Source organism: Streptomyces sediminimaris (assembly GCF_047049295.1).
GTDB lineage: Bacteria > Actinomycetota > Actinomycetes > Streptomycetales > Streptomycetaceae > Streptomyces > Streptomyces sediminimaris.
In genome coordinates, this window is record NZ_JBJWOT010000001.1 from 7,482,969 (window position 1) to 7,499,722 (window position 16,754).

At 72.6% G+C, this 16,754-nt stretch carries 15 protein-coding genes; 11 read left to right on the forward strand and 4 right to left on the reverse strand.

All coding sequences use genetic code 11. The features are described 5' to 3' along the window. The first annotated feature begins 295 nt into the window (after nt 1-295). Together ACJ9NR_RS34270 and ACJ9NR_RS34275 are read left to right on the forward strand one after the other, a co-directional pair. Nucleotides 296-1,282, forward strand: coding sequence for an alpha/beta fold hydrolase (locus ACJ9NR_RS34270; protein WP_412490783.1), 987 nt, complete (start codon nt 296-298; stop codon nt 1,280-1,282). A gap of 48 nt (nt 1,283-1,330) precedes the next feature. Then, nucleotides 1,331-1,876 carry a YciI family protein gene (locus ACJ9NR_RS34275; protein ID WP_412490782.1) on the forward strand — a complete coding sequence of 182 codons (546 nt, stop codon included), beginning with the start codon at nt 1,331-1,333 and terminating at the stop codon, nt 1,874-1,876. A 154-nt stretch (nt 1,877-2,030) separates the two neighbouring features. Here the strand turns inward: ACJ9NR_RS34275 and ACJ9NR_RS34280 are convergent, their stop codons facing one another. Next, entirely contained in the window at nt 2,031-2,507 is a 477-nt protein-coding gene (locus ACJ9NR_RS34280) for a signal peptide protein (protein ID WP_412490781.1), read from the reverse strand. 339 nt (nt 2,508-2,846) lie between these two features. Here ACJ9NR_RS34280 and ACJ9NR_RS34285 point away from each other — a divergent pair, with 339 nt between their 5' ends. Beyond that, a complete protein-coding gene (locus tag ACJ9NR_RS34285; RefSeq protein ID WP_412490780.1) occupies nt 2,847-3,512 on the forward strand; it encodes an SDR family NAD(P)-dependent oxidoreductase in 666 nt (221 codons plus the stop codon). A 273-nt stretch (nt 3,513-3,785) separates the two neighbouring features. Here ACJ9NR_RS34285 and ACJ9NR_RS34290 read toward each other — a convergent pair whose 3' ends face one another. Further along, nucleotides 3,786-6,089, reverse strand: coding sequence for an FdhF/YdeP family oxidoreductase (locus tag ACJ9NR_RS34290; RefSeq protein WP_412490779.1), 2,304 nt, complete (start codon nt 6,087-6,089; stop codon nt 3,786-3,788). A gap of 197 nt (nt 6,090-6,286) precedes the next feature. Between ACJ9NR_RS34290 and ACJ9NR_RS34295 the strand changes: the two genes are divergently transcribed. From ACJ9NR_RS34295 to ACJ9NR_RS34320, 6 genes are all read left to right on the forward strand, one after another. Beyond that, nucleotides 6,287-7,201 (forward strand): LysR family transcriptional regulator, encoded by a 915-nt coding sequence (locus ACJ9NR_RS34295; RefSeq protein WP_412491833.1) that lies wholly within the window; start codon nt 6,287-6,289, stop codon nt 7,199-7,201. Nucleotides 7,202-7,374: 173 nt separating this feature from the next. Continuing rightward, nucleotides 7,375-8,481 (forward strand): NAD(P)/FAD-dependent oxidoreductase, encoded by a 1,107-nt coding sequence (locus ACJ9NR_RS34300; RefSeq protein ID WP_412490778.1) that lies wholly within the window; start codon nt 7,375-7,377, stop codon nt 8,479-8,481. A gap of 60 nt (nt 8,482-8,541) precedes the next feature. Next, nucleotides 8,542-9,321, forward strand: a complete 780-nt coding sequence (locus tag ACJ9NR_RS34305) for an SDR family NAD(P)-dependent oxidoreductase (RefSeq protein ID WP_412490777.1) — start codon at nt 8,542-8,544, stop codon at nt 9,319-9,321. A gap of 176 nt (nt 9,322-9,497) precedes the next feature. Then, complete coding sequence (locus tag ACJ9NR_RS34310) at nt 9,498-10,295, forward strand: SGNH/GDSL hydrolase family protein (protein WP_412490776.1); 798 nt, start codon at nt 9,498-9,500, stop codon at nt 10,293-10,295. Nucleotides 10,296-10,345: 50 nt separating this feature from the next. Further along, nucleotides 10,346-10,936 carry a PadR family transcriptional regulator gene (locus ACJ9NR_RS34315; RefSeq protein WP_412490775.1) on the forward strand — a complete coding sequence of 197 codons (591 nt, stop codon included), beginning with the start codon at nt 10,346-10,348 and terminating at the stop codon, nt 10,934-10,936. Nucleotides 10,937-11,031: 95 nt separating this feature from the next. Next, entirely contained in the window at nt 11,032-11,733 is a 702-nt protein-coding gene (locus ACJ9NR_RS34320) for an SDR family oxidoreductase (protein WP_412490774.1), read from the forward strand. A gap of 190 nt (nt 11,734-11,923) precedes the next feature. On the opposite strand, the gene ACJ9NR_RS34325 is transcribed toward ACJ9NR_RS34320, so the two are convergent. Continuing rightward, nucleotides 11,924-12,373, reverse strand: a complete 450-nt coding sequence (locus tag ACJ9NR_RS34325) for an ATP-binding protein (RefSeq protein ID WP_412490773.1) — start codon at nt 12,371-12,373, stop codon at nt 11,924-11,926. A 656-nt stretch (nt 12,374-13,029) separates the two neighbouring features. Here ACJ9NR_RS34325 and ACJ9NR_RS34330 point away from each other — a divergent pair. Next, a complete protein-coding gene (locus ACJ9NR_RS34330; protein WP_412490772.1) occupies nt 13,030-13,680 on the forward strand; it encodes a phosphoribosyltransferase in 651 nt (216 codons plus the stop codon). Nucleotides 13,681-13,800: 120 nt separating this feature from the next. Here ACJ9NR_RS34330 and argG read toward each other — a convergent pair whose 3' ends face one another. Next, nucleotides 13,801-15,255, reverse strand: a complete 1,455-nt coding sequence (gene argG, locus ACJ9NR_RS34335) for an argininosuccinate synthase (protein WP_412490771.1) — start codon at nt 15,253-15,255, stop codon at nt 13,801-13,803. A 177-nt stretch (nt 15,256-15,432) separates the two neighbouring features. Here argG and ACJ9NR_RS34340 point away from each other — a divergent pair, with 177 nt between their 5' ends. Then, nucleotides 15,433-16,566 carry a hypothetical protein gene (locus ACJ9NR_RS34340; protein WP_412490770.1) on the forward strand — a complete coding sequence of 378 codons (1,134 nt, stop codon included), beginning with the start codon at nt 15,433-15,435 and terminating at the stop codon, nt 16,564-16,566. Nucleotides 16,567-16,754: the final 188 nt, after the last annotated feature.

The following is a 16,754-nucleotide window of genomic DNA, read 5'->3' on the forward strand; positions in this document are numbered from 1 at the left end:
ACCCCACGCCCGGTCACCCCGGAAGGCGGAGGGCATCGGTCGTCCACACCGCCGTGGCTGAATCCCTGCCGGTGAGGCGCGTGCCGCGACTCTGCAGCCGGTGTCCGACCGGGTCGCACGCCCGCCGGCCTCCGCATCGCGCAGCAGCGGCCCGGTCGGCCGACAGAGCCGCTGGACGCCTCGGCCCGGCCTTCCTCCGCTCCTTTGCCGGATCGGCAAACGCGCTCCTCCTCCGTGCCCGGCCCCACGCATGATCGACGTACGTCCGCAGCAGAACGTCCCTGGAGGGAAGCGCATGACGCGGCGAGTTTCCGAGATCACGCACCGGTCGGTCCCTTCCCCGGCAGGCCGGGTCCACCTCGCGGAACAGGGCGCCGGGCCCCTGGTACTGCTCGTCCACGGCTTCCCGGAGTCCTGGTACTCCTGGCGCCGGCAGCTGCCCGCCCTGGCCGCGGCGGGATACCGCGCCGTCGCCGTCGACGTGCGCGGCTACGGGCGCTCCTCCAAACCGGCCGCGACGGACGCGTACCGCATGCGCGAACTGGTGGCGGACAACGCCGCGGTGGTGCGGGCCCTGGGCGAGGAGTCGGCCGTGATCGTCGGTCACGACTGGGGCGCGACCATCGCCGCGAACTCCGCCCTGCTCAGGCCCGAGGTCTTCCGCGCGGTGGGTCTGCTGAGCGTCCCCTACACCCCGCGTGGCGGCCCCCGCCCCAGCGACGTCTTCGCCCGCATGGGCGGGGACGAGGAGTTCTACGTCTCCTACTTCCAGGAACCGGGCCGCGCCGAGGCCGAGATCGAGCCCGACGTCCGCGGCTGGCTCGCGGGCTTCTACGCCGCGCTCTCCGCCGACACCATGCCCGCACCCGGCGCCCCCGACCCGCACTTCGTCGGCCCGGCCGGGACGCTGCGCGACCGGTTCCCCGCCGGCCCGCTGCCCGGGTGGCTCAGCGAGCAGGAACTCGACGTCTACGCCGGGGAGTTCGAGCGCACCGGGCTCACCGGGGCCCTCAACCGCTACCGGAACATGGACCGCGACTGGGAGGACCTCGCCGCCTACGACGGTGCCCCCGTCACCCAGCCGTCGCTGTTCATCGGCGGCACCCTCGACGCCTCCACGACCTGGCTGTCCGACGCGATCGAGGCGTACCCCGTCACGCTGCCCGGCCTGGTCTCCTCGCACCTCCTGGACGGCTGCGGCCACTGGATCCAGCAGGAACGCCCGGACGAGGTCAACCGTCTCCTCATCGACTGGCTCGCCGAGCTCTCCGGCACCCACTGAGCACAACCCGGTTGAGACGCCGCCCTTCGTCGGGGAAGGTCCGTGGTCATGGAGTACTTCTGCTACCACCGTGACCGGGCCGGATCACTGCCGCTGCGCGAGGAACTGCTGGCGGACCACTGGGCCTACATGGACCAGTACGCGGCGGAGATGATCGCCCGGGGCCCGACCTTCACCGACGGCGGCACCCTCAGCGGCAGCGTGCACATCCTCGATCTGCCCGGCCCCGCCGCCGCCCGCGCGTTCGCCTTCGACGAGCCCAATTACCAGGCCGGCGTCTACCGCGACGTGCTGCTGCGCCGGTGGCACAACCTCCTGGGGCGCACCATGTGGGACTTCCCCGGCGGCCGCGAGGGCGGCAACCGGTACCTCGTGCTCGGGCTCGGCCCGGGAGCGGGCACCGGTCCCGCGGTACCGCGCGACACGGACGAACTGATCGCCTACGGGCCCCTGTTGTCGGACGACGGCGTCACCTGGCTCGGCACGGCGGCGCTGCTGCGGGCGCCGGACGCGCACACGGCGCGCACCGTACTGACCGCGGACCGGTACGCGCAGGTCGAGGTACACGACTGGCGGTTCGGCGGTCGGCCGTAGAACGTGCAGCGAGCGCGTACCCTCGTGCCCCCTCGTGTCCCGTGGCGTCCCCTCGCGTCCTCTCGTGTCCCGTGGCGTCCTCTCACGTGCCGTGCCGGACCTTCCGCTGCGGCCCGTCACCGCGGGGCGCGGACGCGGGGGGACGTGGGGGAAGTCAGTCGTAGAAGGCCACCCTCGGCCGCACCGTGCCCTCGGCCTGCGGTTCGAGGACGGTGAGGCGGTAGATCTCGGTGAGCCGCTCGCCCGGGTGCAGGGTGCGCCGGGCGCCGGGGAGGCCGGTGTAGAGGGTGCCGGTCCGGGTGCCGACCCGGACGGGTTCCCAGCAGCCGTCCGCCGTGCGGCGCTCCAGCATGACGTCCGACGGCGTGAGGTAGGGGCCCCCGTCCGGCGACACCACCAGAAGCTGCGGGGCGACCGTCTGGTCCCCGGCCGTGTCGTCGCGGTACGTGACCGTGAACTCGTGCCGCTCGCCGTCGGCCCGGAGGGGACCGGCGGGTTCGTCCAGGTAGTGGCTGGGTGCGGCGGGCGGCCGCGGCCGCGGCGAGGCGGTGGGTCCCGGGGCCGCCCGCCGCGTCACCGCCATGGCGGGTCCCGCCGTGGTCAGGCCGGAGGCCGCTACGGCAAGGGCCACGGAGGCAAGCATGAGACGACTGTTGTTCGACGGCACGTTCGCTGATCCTTCGGTTTCGCCGGGGTGAACTGGCCCGCCCCGTAAGGCTGTCGGCCGGACGTCATCGACGTCACCCGGCGCAGCCTAGGGGGCGCCGCGGGGCGGGCGTGTCGGCCGAATGGCTGACGGGGACCGCTGTTGACGGCATAGGCATAGGCATCGGAGTTGGTGCCGGTGCCGGTGCCGGATGGCGTGGCGGGGGAGCGGGCCGGTGCCGCGAGTGGTGTGCTGGACGGGTGGGCCCCGGGCGCCCCCGGCCCGGCCCGAATCAGTGACCGCCCGGACGAAGGAAGAGCCACCATGACCACCATCGCCGTCATCGGAGCCGGACCGGGCCTCGGTGCCGCCGTCGCCCGCCGCTTCGGCCGTGAGGGATTCGACGTGGCACTCGTCTCCCGCAGCCGGGAACGGACCGGGGCCCTCGCCGCGGACCTGGCCGACGCGGGCGTCACCGCCCGTGGCTTCGCCGCCGACGTACGCGATCCTGAGGCCCTGGCCGCCGCACTCGACACGGCGCAGGCGAAGCTCGGCCCGATCGAGGTCCTGCAGTACAGCCCCGTCCCGCAGCCGGAGTTCATGCTGCCGGTGCTGGAGACCACGCACAACGACCTCGTCGGACCGGTCGAGTTCTCCGTCTACGGCCCGGTCGCCGCCGTGCGGCAGGTGCTGCCCGGCATGCGCGCCCTGGGCCGCGGCACCGTCCTGTTCGTCAACGGCGGCACCGCCGCCGTCCCGCACCCCGACCGGGCCGGCACCTCCATCGCCTTCGCCGCCGAGAGCGCCTACGGGCATCTGCTGCACGACGCGCTCGCCGGCGAGGGCATCCACGTCGCGCAGCTGGTCATCCCCGGAGCGATCGTCCCCGGACACCCCCGGAAGGACCCGGCCGTGCTCGCGGACACCCTGTGGGACATGCACCGGACCCGCCACGGCTACCGGCACTACGCCGACGACCTCGACTCCTGACGGACGACGGCCCGGTCCGCGAGCCGGAGCCGGAGCCCGAGCCGGAGCTGGAGCCGGAGACCGGCGGACCGTGCCCGCCGGTCCGTGCCCGCCGGTCCGTGCCCGCCGGTCCGTGCCCGCCGGTCCGTGCCCGCCGGTCCGTGCCCGCCGGTCCGTGCCCGCCGGTCCGTGCCCGCCGGTCCGTGCCCGCCGGTCCGTGCCCGCCGGTCCGTGCCCGCCGGTCCGTGCCCGCCGGTCCGCTCGCGCCGGTCCGCGCCCGCCCGTCCGCTCGCGTCAGGCCGTGGTCCGCTCCGCCGCCCGCTCCAGGCGCACGATGACGGCCTTCGACGTCGGGGTGTTGCTGATGTCGGCGACGCTGTCGAGCGGGACGAGGACGTTGGTCTCCGGGTAGTACGCGGCGGCCGAGCCCGGGGGAGTGGGGTAGCCGACCAGGCGGAAGCCCTCCGCGCGGCGCTCGGAACCGTCGGACCAGACGCTGACCAGGTCGACGAGCCCGCCGTCCGTGAGACCGAGGCCGTCGAGGTCGGCCGGGTTGACCAGGACGACACGCCGGCCGCCCTTGATGCCGCGGTATCGGTCGTCCATCGCGTACGGGACGGTGTTCCACTGGTCGTGCGAGCGCAGCGTCTGCAGCACGAGGTGGCCCGCGGGCGTCTCGAGCATCGTGAAGTCGTTGACGGTGAAGACGGCCCTGCCGCCCGGGGTGCGGAACACCCGCTCGTTGACCGGGTTGGGCAGCCGGAAGCCGCCCGGACGCCGTATCCGCTCGTTGAACTCCTCGAAACCCTCGACGACGTGGGCGATGCGGTCGCGGATCAGGTCGTAGTCGGCCTCGAACTCCGCCCAGGGGATGTCCGGTTCACGGCCCAGGACCCGGCGGGCGAGGCGGGTGATGATGGAGACCTCGCTCAACAGGTGCTCCGAGGCGGGCGCGAGACGGCCGCGCGTGGCGTGCACCTCGCTCATGGAGTCCTCGACCGTCATGAACTGCTCGCCACCCGCCTGGACGTCCCGGTCGCTGCGGCCGAGCGTGGGCAGGATCAGCGCGGTGCGCCCGCACACCGTGTGCGAGCGGTTGAGTTTGGTCGAGATGTGCGCGGTCAGGCGGCAGTTGCGCAGAGCGCGCTCGGTGGCGTCGCTGTCGGGCGTGGCCCGCACGAAATTGCCGGCGACGCCGACGAAGAGCCGGGCCCGGCCGTCGCGCATGGCCCGGATGGAGTCGACCGCGTCCAGGCCGTGGCGGATCGGCGCGGTGAAGCCGAACTCCTCGCCGAGCCGGTCCAGGAACGCCTGCGGCATGCGCTCCCAGATGCCCATGGTGCGGTCACCCTGGACGTTGCTGTGCCCGCGGACCGGGCACACGCCCGCGCCCGGACGTCCGATGTTGCCGCGCAGCAGAAGGAAGTTGACGACCTCGCGGATGGTCGGCACGCCGTGCTTGTGCTGGGTCAGGCCCATCGCCCAGCAGACGATGACGCCGCGGCTGTTCAGCACGCGTTCGTGCACCCGTTCGATCTCCGCACGGCTCAGTCCGGTGGCCCGCAGGACCGCGTCCCAGGAGGTCGTGGCGCGCAGCCGCTCGGCGAAGGCGTCGTAGCCGGTGGTGTGCGCCTCGATGAACTCCCGGTCCAGGACGGTGCCCGGCTCCTTGTCCTCGGACTCCAGCAGCAGCAGGTTCAGGGCCTGGAACAGGGCGAGGTCGCCACCGGGTCGGATCTGCAGGAACTGATCGGCGATCTCCGTGCCGCGGCCGATGACGCCGCGCGCCTTCTGCGGGTGCTTGAAGCGCAGCAGCCCCGCCTCGGGCAGCGGGTTGACGGCGACGACCTGCCCGCCGCGGCGCTTGGTCTCCTCCAGCGCGGACAGCATGCGCGGATGGTTGGTGCCGGGGTTCTGCCCGACGACGAAGACCAGGTCGGCCTCGTACAGGTCGTCGAGGCCGACGCTGCCCTTGCCGACGCCCAGGGTCTCGCCGAGGGCCGAACCACTCGACTCGTGGCACAGGTTGGAGCAGTCCGGCAGGTTGTTGGTGCCGAAGGCGCGCGCGAACAGCTGGAGCAGGAAGGCGGGTTCGTTGGCCAGCCGTCCGGAGGTGTAGAACAGGGCCTGGTCCGGGTGGTCCAGGGCGCGCAGTTCACCGGCGAGCAGGTCCAGGGCCTGGTCCCAGCCGATCGGCTCGTAGTGGGTCGCGCCCTCGCGCAGCACCATCGGCTCGGTCAGCCGGCCCTGCTGGTTGAGCCAGTGGTCCGACCTGCGGCTCAGCTCGTCCACCGAGTGCCGCCGGAAGAACTCCGCGGTCACCTGGCGGGAGGTGGCCTCGTCACTGATGTGCTTCGCGCCGTTCTCGCAGTACTCGTTGCGGTGCCGGCGATCCGGAGCGGGGTCGGGCCAGGCGCAGCCGGGGCAGTCGAAGCCCTTCGCCTGGTTGGCGTTGAGCAGGGTCAGCGCGGTCCGCTTCGGCGAGGTCTGGCCCAGCGCGTAGGCCAGGGCGTGACCGATCGCGGGCGCGCCGGTGGCCCACGTCCTGGGGGCCGAGACCGACAGTTCGCCCTCGTCCGGTTCGTCGAAGTCCCGCATCGAGTACCACGTCCTCTCCGCGCCGGGCCGCCTCCGTGCCGGGCCGCCCGGCTCGCCGTTCGCCGCGGCACACTCTTCGCCGACGCGTCGGGCCAGGTCAAAGCGGAAGTTCCGATCGTCCGACAAGCGGTACCGATGACTGCTGCGTGAGCGACGACACCGGTGCCGGACCGGCCGCCGCGGTGGATCATTGGAGGGTGCTGCTCCGCCAACTCGAGTACCTCGTCGCCCTGGCCCGCGCCCGTCACTTCGCGAAGGCGGCGCAGTCCTGCTACGTCTCCCAGCCGGCCCTGTCCGAGGGCATCCGGAAACTGGAGGAGGAACTCGGCGTCCCCCTCGTCCAGCGGGGCCGCAGGTTCGAGGGCTTCACCCCCGAGGGCGAGCGCGTCGTGCTGTGGGCGCAGCGCATCCTCGCCGACCGCGACGCGATGCGGGACGAGATCCAGGCGCTGCGCTCCGGGCTCAGCGGCCGGCTGCGCATCGGGACCGTGCCGACCGCGGCCACGGCGGTCGCGCTGCTGACCCAGCCGTTCTGCGCCGCCAACCCGCTGGCCACGGTCCAGGTCTTCGCGGACCTGCAGTCCGTGGACATCGTCGACCGGCTCAGGAGCTACGAACTCGACGCCGCCGTCACGTACCACAGCACCGTCGTGGACACCGGCTTCAGGTTCGTCCCGCTGTACCGGGAGCGCTACGTCCTGCTGATCCGGCGTTCCGGCCACGAGGACCGCCCCGCCGAGATCTCCTGGCAGGACGCGGCCCGGTACCCCCTCTGCCTGCTGCATCCCGGCATGCAGGGACGCCAGGTCCTGGAGTCCGCGTTCGAAGCGGTAGGCGTCTCGGTGACCCCGCGGGTGGAGACCGACTCCATCGCCTCCCTGTTCGCCCAGGTCAGGTCCGGGCAATGGGCCAGCATCGTGCCGCATGCCTGGCTGCACGTGTTCGGCGTCCCCGCCGGCATGCACGCCGTCCCCCTGGTCCGCCCGGTCCGCACGGAACGCATCGGCCTGGTCCTCCCGGCCCGCGAACCGGTCTCGGTGACGGGGCAGGCCCTCATCGACGCGGTGGGGCAGGCGGGCATCGCGGCGACGTTGGAACGGCTGCCGGACTAGGGTCTGTCGCGCACGGAGCGTGCCGCGCGCCGACCCCGTGGCCCATGCTTCACAGAATGCGCACACACCTCCAGGTGAACTCTTGTTTCAGGCGCTACGCTCGGCGGCACAGTCCGGCGGCCGAGTGAGCACACCTCGTGTCGTTCCCCCCCCGCAGGCACAGGAGACCCGAGGTGCACGACGGCGACGTAGTGGTGATCGGCGGTGGCTACGCGGGTGTCCGGCTGGCCCGGCGGCTGGACCCGGTCGCGCGGGTGACGCTGGTGGACCGCAAGGAGGTCTTCTTCCACCGCATCGCGTCGCTGCGCGCGGGCGTGCGCCCCGAGTGGTCGGTGACACCCTTCATCCCCTACGACCGGCTGCTGCACAACGGCCGTGTGCTCGTGGGCAAGGCGGTCCGCGTCGACACCGCCGAGCGCCGGGTCGTGCTGGCGACCGGGGAGCGGCTGCCGTACGACGTGGTGGTGATCGCGAGCGGTGCCGACTACCCGGAGCCGGCCCGCTTCACCGGCGCCACCACCGACGAGGCGGTGAAGGCCTTCGCCGGGCACCAGCAGAAGATCGCCACGGCCGGACACATCCTCGTCGTCGGCGGGGGCCCCTCCGGCGTCGAACTGGCCGCGGAGATACGGCTCGCCCGGCCCGACGCCCGGGTCACCCTGGCGCACGCGGGCCCGGCGCTGCTGCACGGGACGGGCGTCGAGCGGGCCGGCCGCAGGGCGCTGGACTGGCTGGAGTCCCACGACGTCGACGTACGGCTGGACTCGTTCATGTCGCCCGGCCACGAGTTCGGCACCTACCGCGACAGGCGGGGCAACGTCATCGAGGCGGACCTGTCCTTCTGGGCCACCGGCACCACGCCCAACACCCTCTGGCTGCGGCTCGGCGGACACGGCGCCTGGCTGAACGAGACCGGGCACGTCAAGGTCGACCGCACACTGCGGGTCGAGGGGCGGCCGGACGTGTTCGCCGTCGGGGACGTCAACGACGCCGCGGAACTCAAGATCACCCCCGTCGCGCTCGCCCAGGCGGATCTCGCCGCCTGGAACATCCGCGCCCATCTGACCAGTTCGGGCAGGCACCGCAAACAGCTGCGCCGCTACCGGGCGACGCACCGAGCCCCGCTCATCGTGCCGTTCGGCTCGGCGGACGGGCTGACCCTGCTGCCCGTGCCGGGCGGCGAGAGCGCGGTCCTCGGCGGCCGTACGTCCGTGCTGGCCAAGGCCAGGACGCTCATGACCCCGTACATGAGGCGCCAACTCGGCTACACCGCCACCTGACAGCCCCGCGCGCGCGTCCCGCCACCGGGCCGGCCCGGCCGGCCCGTCTAGGGTGCCGGCATGACCTCGCAGACGTATCTCTCCCGGTTGTTCTCGCTGGACGGGCGGGTCGCCCTGGTGACCGGCGGAAGTTCCGGCATCGGCCGCGCCATCGCGGGCGCCCTCGCGCGCGCCGGGGCGCGCGTCGTGGTGGTGGCCCGTGGGGAGAGACAACTGGCCGAAACCGTCGGGGAGTTGACCGCCGACGGCTGCGAGGCGGCCTGGGTGGGCGGGGACCTGGGCAGTCGCGAGGGTGTGCGCGGGGCGGCGGAGCGGGCGGTGGAGGTCTTCGGGGAGCCGGACATCCTCGTCAACAGCGCCGGCGTCAACCTGCGTCCGCCGATGGGCGAGTTGGGCGAGGACGTCTGGGACGCCACGATGGCGGTGAACCTGGAAGCGCCCTTCCTGCTGGGACAGCGGTTCGGACCCGGCATGGCCGGGCGCGGCTTCGGGCGGATCATCCACGTCACCTCCCAACAGGCGCACCGGGCGTTCGTGCAGAGCGGGGCCTACGGGGTGTCCAAGGGGGCGCTGGAGTCGCTGGCCCGCTCGCAGGCCGAGGCATGGTCGCCGTACGGCGTCACCTGCAACACACTCGTGCCCGGCTTCGTGCTGACACCGCTCAACGCGCGGCTGTCCTCCGACCCCGGGAAGGTGGCGGATCTGGCCGCCCGCACGATGGTCGGCCGCAACGGACTGGCCGAGGACTTCGCGGGCGCCGCCGTGTTCCTGGCGAGCCGCTCCTCCGGCTATGTCACGGGTCAGGCCGTCTTCGTCGACGGAGGGCTGTCCGTCCACTGACCCGGCGCAGACGCCGGCCCCCGCCCGGTGCCGTAACTGACCCGGCGCAGGCGCCGGCCCCGGTCCGGTGCCGTAGGGGTCACCGCGATGTATAGTCAACAATGTGAATAGGTGACGCGTAGGGCAGCTGGCCCGCGACGGCAGGGGTGACGATGACGTCGGAAAGCGGTCGGTCCATGGCCGGCGGTGGATATCTGCGCTATGTCGCCCTGGGCGACAGCCAGACGGAGGGGCTCGGCGACGGCGACGAGGAGCGGGGCCTGCGGGGGTGGGCGGACCGGCTCGCCGAGCGGCTCGCCCAGGACAGCCCGGGGCTGCTGTACGCGAACCTCGCCGTGCGGGGCCGGCTCGCCGGGCAGGTGCGCGCCGAACAGCTGGCGCCCGCGCTGGAGTTGCGGCCCGACCTGGCCACGGTCGTCGCCGGGGTCAACGACGTGCTGCGGCCCCGGTTCGACCCGGACGAGGTGGCCGGCCACCTGGAGGCCATGTTCGCCGCGCTCACCGGACAGGGCGCCCGCGTGGCGACACTCACCTTCCCCGACATCGGCCGGATCGCCCCGCTGGCCAGGCCGCTCGCGCCGCGCGTGCTCGCGCTCAACGCCCGTATCCGCCAAGCGGCTTCGCGGCACGGCGTCGTGGTGGCCGACTCGGCGCCGTACCCGGCGGTGACCGACCGCCGGCTGTGGAGCGCGGACCGGCTGCACGCCGGCCCGAGCGGTCACGCCCGTATCGCGGCCGCGGTCGCCCATGCCCTTGAGGTGCCGGGCAGCGACGACGGCTGGACCCGGCCGCTGCCTCCGGACCCGGCGGCGCGGACGGGTCTGCGGGCCCTCGGTGCCGAACTGCGCTGGGCGGGCACCTTCCTGGGCCCCTGGCTCGTGCGCCGGGTCCGCGGCCGCTCGTCCGGCGACGGACGACAGGCCAAGAGGCCCGCGCTGCTCCCGGTGGGCACGCTCGCCGGGACGTCCTCGTGAACCGTCGTAGTCGATCTGTTGATTAATCAACGCGCTGATACGTTGGGTCAATGGCTCTGCGCAACGCGGTGATGGCCGCGCTTCTGGAGGGCGAGGCGTCCGGATACGACCTCGCGAAGGGCTTCGAGGCCTCGGTGGCCAACTTCTGGATGGCCACGCCCCAGCAGCTCTACCGGGAGCTGGAGCGGATGGAGCGGGAGGGGCTGGTCTCCGCCCGGGTCGTGCAGCAGGAACGCCGGCCCAACAAACGGCTCTTCTCGCTCACCGAGGCCGGCCTCGAGGTCCTGCGCGACTACGTCGGCAGGGCTCCGGACCGGCCCCCGGCCATGCGGGACGAGCTGATGGTCAAGGTGCAGTGCGTCGACATCGTGCAGGGCGAGGAGTTCGACGCCGTACGGGCCGCGGTCGCCGAGCGCCACGAGCGCGCGACCGCCAAACTCGCCCGCTACCTGCGCATGCAGGAACGCATGCTCGGCGGACGCAGCGAGGAGGAGTACCTCGCCGGCGCCGAGCGCATCGGCCCGTACCTCACCCTGCAGGGCGGGATCGCCTACGAACGGGCCAACCTCCGCTGGAGCGAGACGGCCCTCAGGAGGCTCGGCGAGCGGGCCGCGGCGGCCGGCCGATCGGGCGGCGGCTGACGACGGGACGGACGAAGACGCCTTGAACGCAGGAAACCGATCGGTTTACCATGAGGGTGAAACCGATCGGTTTCCCGTGTGTGGAGGAGTCTGTCATGACCACTGTCAAGGGCGCCGTCGTCCTCGTCACCGGCGGCAGCCGGGGCATCGGCAAGGCGCTGGTGGAAGAGCTGTACGCGCGCGGCGCGGGCAAGGTGTACGCCACCGCGCGCGACCCGCGGACGGTGACCCACCCCGACGCCGTTCCGCTGGCGCTGGAGGTCACCGACCCGGCCTCGGTGACCGCCGCCGCCGAGCGGGCGCAGGACGTCACCGTGCTGATCAACAACGCCGGAGCATCGGTCGGCGGGCCCTTCCTCGACACCCCCGTGGAGGACGTGCGCCGCGAGTTCGACATCAACTTCTACGGGCCGCTGCTGGTCACGCGTGCCTTCGCCCCCGTCATCGAGCGCAACGGCGGCGGCCACGTCCTCAACGTCCACTCGGTGCTGTCCTGGCTGGGCAACGCCGGTTCCTACAGCGCCTCGAAGGCGGCCCTGTGGCAGCAGACCAACTCCCTGCGCCTGGAGCTGCAGCCGCGCGGCATCGCGGTCACCGGTCTGCACGTCGGCTACGTGGACACCGACCTGACCACCCGGGTCGACGCCCCCAAGTCCGAGCCCCGCGCCGTCGCCGCGCTCGCCCTCGACGGCCTCGAGGCCGGAGCCCACGAGGTGCTGGCCGACGACGTGTCGCGCCAGGTGAAGGCGGGACTGGCCGGGGATCTGGCGGCGCTGTACCCGCAGCTGAACCGGTAGCGCCCGACCGCGGGGCACCGCCGGTCGGAGGCCGGACGACCGTTGCCGGTCAGACGCCGGACGGCCGCCCCCGGTCAGAGGTCGGACGACCGCCGCCCCGGGGCGGCGCCGTGCGGCAGCGACTGCGCCTGTTGGCACGGGGGCCGGCTGATCAGGTGTGGTCGCTCACCGCGAACGGCCGAGGGGTTCCCTATCTGCACCGTCGCTTCTGCGGCGACTGAGCCGACGGCACCGCCGAACGCGGGTGACGCACCACCGCCCACACCGTCTTGCCGTGCCGCCCCAGGTGCCGCACGCCCCAGTCCTGCGCCAGTTGGTCGACGAGGTGCAGGCCCCTCCCGCGCTCGTCCTCCCCGGTGGGCGTCGCGTGCAGGACCGGGTTGGCGGGGCTCTCGTCGGATACCGCTATGAAGCAGGAGCCGTCGGCCCGCGCCGTCACCGCCATCGCGAACTCGCGCTCCATGATCGGCCCGTGCCGTACGACGTTCGCCGCCAGCTCCGAGGCCAGCAGGACGACCCGCTCCGTGATCTCCTCCCCCGTGGAGTGCCCCCAGTCGGCCAGATGCTGCCGCACCCGGTAGCGGGCCACACCGACCGAGGCCGGATGCCGGGGAAGCCGCAACGTCTTGCGCCTCAGCACGCACACCCCTCCGGAATCACGGACCCCTGCCGAATCGCGCACACGCACCCCTGCCGAATGCCGCACACGCATCCCTCCCGAATGCCGTCGAAAATGCTCGACACTGGTAGAAGCGCCCAGCGATCGAACAATGTCACCCCGCACACGATGCGCTGCTGAATCCGGCCATACCCGGACGCCGCCGCTCCGTGCGGTCCCCTCCTGCGGCGGACCGTGATCCCGGGCCGCGGAACAGGACCATCCGTTCCGCCGGGTGAACCGTCCGCCCGCACGCCCGCCGAGGTTGATCTCTGTCCAGGCCGGCCGCCCGTGAACCGCGGAGCCCCGCCGCGCACTCCCGCCGGGCACGGGTTTCGGCCATGGACGCCGCCGCCCGTGGCGGCCCCGGCCGACCCGCTCGGCATCGGTGACCTGGTCACGGGCGAGGACCCTCACCCGGCGCCCGCCGGCATCGTTCATCTCCGCGAAGTCTTGAAATCTTCTGCAGAGGTACTTCACTTCGTAGGGGTACCTGCCCGAGCGGGCCGAGAAGAGTGCCGCGGAGCAGACGAACGGGAAAGAACGGCAATACCAGAAAGAGCAGGAAGAGCAGGAAGAACGGGAAGAGCAGAAAGAACGGGAAGAACGGGAAGAGCGGGAAAGGGGCGGCGATCCGGATGCAGTTCCATGACCGTGAGCAGGCCGGGCGCGAACTGGCCGCGCGGCTGCGGATCGAGCAGGAGAAGGGCATGCTGCCCGATCCCCTCGTCCTCGCCCTCCCGCGCGGTGGCGTCACCGTGGCCCGGGAAGTGGCGTCGGCGCTCGGAGCCCCGCTCGACGTCCTGGTCGTACGGAAGATCGGTGTCCCGTACGAGGAGGAACTCGGCGTCGGCGCGATCGTCGGCGACGACGAGCCGCTCTATGACCAGCGGTCCCTGGACCAGCTGGGCCTCGGTGACGCCGAACTCGCTCCCGTGGTCGAGCGGGAACGGGAGGAGCTCCGCCGCCGGGAACGGCTCTACCGGGAGGGGCGCCCCGCACCCGAGGTCAGGGGCCGGACGGTGATCGTCGTGGACGACGGGCTCGCCACCGGCTCGACGGCCCGCGCCGCCCTGCGATTCGTGCGGCGCCGGCGGCCCGGCCGCCTCGTTCTGGCCGTACCGGTCGGCTCACCGCAGACGGCGGACCGCCTGCGGGCCGAGGCCGACGAGGTGCTCTGCCCGCACCGGCCGTCCGACTTCATGGCCGTGGGCGCCTTCTACGAGGAGTTCGAGCAGCTCACGGACGACGACGTGCTGAGGGCGCTGCACACGGCGGCCGAGCGCTGAGGGTGACGCGCGAGCGCTGCGGACGACGCGAGAGGCCGGCTCGACGACGCGAGAGGCTGGCTCGACGACCCGGGGGCCGTCGAGCCGGCCTCTTCCGCTCACGCGTCTCCGGTTGCGGGGTCAGTCCGTGCCGGACTCCATCGCCGCCCGGTCCAGCAGCGCGTCCTCCTCGGAGACCTCGCCGCGGGAGGCGATGGCCTCGGCACCGCCCTCCGGCAGCGCCGGCATGGTGCGGATCAGCCCGGTCGCGGCCGCCTGGGATGCGCCGACGGTGGGGCTGCCGGTGCCGATCAGGCCGAGTCCGACGTACTGCTCCAGCTTGGCGCGGGAGTCGGCGATGTCCAGGTTGCGCATGGTGAGCTGGCCGATCCGGTCCACCGGGCTGAACGCGGAGTCCTCGGTGCGCTCCATCGACAGCTTGTCCGGGTGGTAGCTGAACGCCGGGCCCGTGGTGTCGAGGATCGAGTAGTCCTCACCCCGCCGCAGCCGCAGCGTCACCTCGCCCGTGACGGCCGCGCCGACCCAGCGCTGCAGCGACTCGCGGATCATCAGCGCCTGCGGGTCCAGCCAGCGGCCCTCGTACATCAGCCGGCCCAGCCGCCGTCCCTCGTTGTGGTACTGGGCGAGGGTGTCCTCGTTGTGGATCGCGTTGACGAGGCGCTCGTAGGCGGCGTGCAGCAGGGCCATGCCCGGGGCCTCGTAGATGCCGCGGCTCTTGGCCTCGATGATGCGGTTCTCGATCTGGTCGGACATGCCCAGGCCGTGCCGGCCGCCGATGGCGTTGGCCTCCATGACCAGATCGACCGCGGAGGCGAACTCCTTGCCGTTGACCGTCACCGGGCGGCCCTGGTCGAAGCCGATCGTCACGTCCTCCGCGGCGATGTCGGTCTCCGGGTCCCAGAACCGCACGCCCATGATGGGCTCCACGGTCTCGACGCCGGTGTCCAGGTGCTCCAGCGTCTTGGCCTCGTGGGTGGCGCCCCAGATGTTGGCGTCGGTGGAGTACGCCTTCTCCGTGCTGTCGCGGTAGGGCAGGCCGTGGGCGACCAGCCACTCCGACATCTCCTTGCGGCCGCCGAGCTCGGTCACGAAGTCCGCGTCCAGCCAGGGCTTGTAGATCCGCAGGTGCGGGTTGGCGAGCAGCCCGTAGCGGTAGAACCGCTCGATGTCGTTGCCCTTGAACGTCGAGCCGTCGCCCCAGATCTGCACGTCGTCCTCGAGCATCGCCCGTACCAGCAGGGTGCCGGTCACGGCCCGGCCGAGGGGCGTGGTGTTGAAGTACGCCCGCCCGCCCGAGCGGATGTGGAACGCGCCGCAGGTGAGCGCGGCCAGGCCCTCCTCGACCAGCGCCGCCCGGCAGTCGACCAGGCGCGCGATCTCGGCGCCGTAGGTGTGCGCACGGCCGGGCACCGAGGCGATGTCGGGCTCGTCGTACTGGCCGATGTCGGCGGTGTAGGTGCACGGGACGGCGCCCTTGTCGCGCATCCACGCGACCGCGACGGACGTGTCGAGGCCGCCCGAGAAGGCGATGCCGACGCGCTCGCCGGCGGGAAGGGAGGTGAGGACCTTGGACATAGGAAGAGTATGCATCATCTCGCATGGTCATGCAAAGGAGTGTGCTGGAGCCTTTCAGGACGGTGCCCCGGCGCCTGCCCCGAGGGGAATCACGGCGGGTTCCGCGCTTCCGCCCCGAAGGGCGGGTTCCTGCCGGTTCCCTCCCCTGAGGCGTCCGCCCTCAGGCACCATGATCGTGTGACATACGCGGTGACTGTGGATGTGGAGCTTCCCCGAGGGGCCCCGGAGCTCGACGTCCTCCAGCGGGAGGGCGTGGTCTTCCTGCTGCGCAAGGGCCTCGACTCGATCGCGGCGATCGAGGGGCCCGACGGGATGGAGGTCGACCTGGTGGACGACGTCATCACCGTCCATTCCCGAGGGGCCGGGCTCAAGCTCTACGTCGACGCCCCGGCCCTGGAATTCGCCGAGGACGCCGCACGCGAGGTCGTCGCGGAGCTGCTGGAGCGCACCGAACCGCTCGCCGCCTGGGAGATCATCCGCTGCGGTGTCGAGCTCGCCCCCGAGGTGCTCCAGGAGAGCCTCGACGCGGCCGACGGGCCCGACGCACCGCCGGCCGACCCCGCCGAACGCGCGCGCCGGCACGCGGCGGGAAGGTCCGCCGCCGACTCCGGCCGCCGGGACGACACCGACGTCGCGGACATGCGGCGCAAGCTCCGCTCCCTCGCGCCCGGACTGCAGGCCTTCCCGCTCTCGTCCTTCGGCCACTACGACGACGAGGAGAAACGGATCGTCAGCCGCGAGGCGGCGGAGATCGCGGCCGGCGCCGTCGTCTACGCCATCGACCTCCTGGTCGACGAACTCTTCACGGACCTGGCGGGTCTGGAGGAAGAAGGGCCCACTGTCGCGGACACCGACGCGCCGTTCATGATCCTCGACGAACTGCCCCGGCAGTTCGCCCAGCAGTACTCCGTCCTGTTCGCCCGGCGGCTGACGGTCACGGCCGTCGCCCTGACCGGCCGCCTCACCCAGCCGCACTTCGGGGGGCTGAGCTGTGTGGCCGAGGAACTGCTGCTGAAGTTCCTCGTCGGCCAGGCGGAGGCGACGGCCGACCTCTATGAGCTGCTGACCGACGAGGTCGAGACGGCGTTGCAGGTCTTCGCCGACGGCGTGGGCGAGGACATGGACCACGAGTGGCTCTACGCTCCGGCCGCGGACGGCGCAGCCAAGGGCCACGTCCGGGACTGGTTCGTGCCCTTCGGCGACGAGCGGTACGTGCATCCGTACGCCGCGCACGACGACAGCGAGGACGACCGGGACGACGAGGACGACGAGGGCGCCGAAGGGCACGAGGACGGCGAGGGTACGGACTAGGGACCGAGGGTACGGACTCGGACGGCGCGGGCACGGGCGAGTTCTGCGGCGGCGACCGGGAGCGCACCGGCAGACCGTGGTCGGTTGCCCGGGTGGCCCTAGGCTGGTGCCCGTGCACAGCGGCTTTCCCTCCGACGGCTCCCTTCCCGGCGACAACTCCGGCGCCGGTCACGCCGAGCACCACGGCG